The organism is Mesorhizobium sp. M2A.F.Ca.ET.039.01.1.1 (genome assembly GCF_003998035.1).
In the GTDB taxonomy this organism is placed as follows: domain Bacteria; phylum Pseudomonadota; class Alphaproteobacteria; order Rhizobiales; family Rhizobiaceae; genus Mesorhizobium.
In genome coordinates this window covers 1-682 of record NZ_RZRY01001389.1, presented here as the reverse complement: position 1 = coordinate 682, position 682 = coordinate 1, and the positions used below count along the sequence as shown (strand labels likewise).

Annotated in this window: 1 protein-coding gene; it reads left to right on the top strand. The window is 65.0% G+C overall.

The window, feature by feature from the left end; all coding sequences use genetic code 11:
• Positions 1 to 682: GMC oxidoreductase (locus tag EOA24_RS40030; RefSeq protein ID WP_245502005.1), on the top strand; the 682-nt coding region annotated here is incomplete at both ends.

Here is a 682-nt window from a genome sequence, read left to right as displayed (position 1 = left end):
TCTCATGTACCGACGCCGCGGCCCAGGGCCGTTCCTGCACAACATGCGCGCCGATCGCATCGGGCTGGATTTCGCCAAGACCTACCTTACGGGGCGCGGTTTTTCGGGCGATGTGCCCGGCGGGGTCGTCGCCTTCCTGAAAAGCGGTCCGGAGCGGCCGTTGCCGGATGTGCAACTGCTCTTCACTGCGGCTCCACTCGCCGCATGGCCCTATTTCAGGCCATTCAAGGAACCGTTTCCCGATGGTTTCGCAACGCGCGTGGTGGCCACGCAGCCCGAGAGTCGCGGCGCGGTGAAACTCGCCTCGGCCGATCCTTCCGCGGCGCCCCTGATCCACCAGAATTTCCTGGCCTCGCCGAAGGACTGGCAATCGCTGCGGGCCGGCTTCCGGGTGGCAAGGGATCTCGCGGCGCAACCTTCCATGCAGCCCTTCATCGAGGCGGAGTTCTTCCCCGGTCCCAAGTGCCAGAGCGACGACGATATCGATGAGCATATCCGCAAGACCTCCATCACCGTGCATCATCCGGCCGGCACCTGCCGGATGGGCGCGGACGCGGCCTCGGTCGTAGATCCGCAACTGCGAGTTCGCGGCGTCGATGGCCTGCGCGTGGTGGATGCTTCCGTCATGCCCGACCTCGTCTGCGGAAACATCAACGCGGCAGTGATCATGATTGCCGAGAAG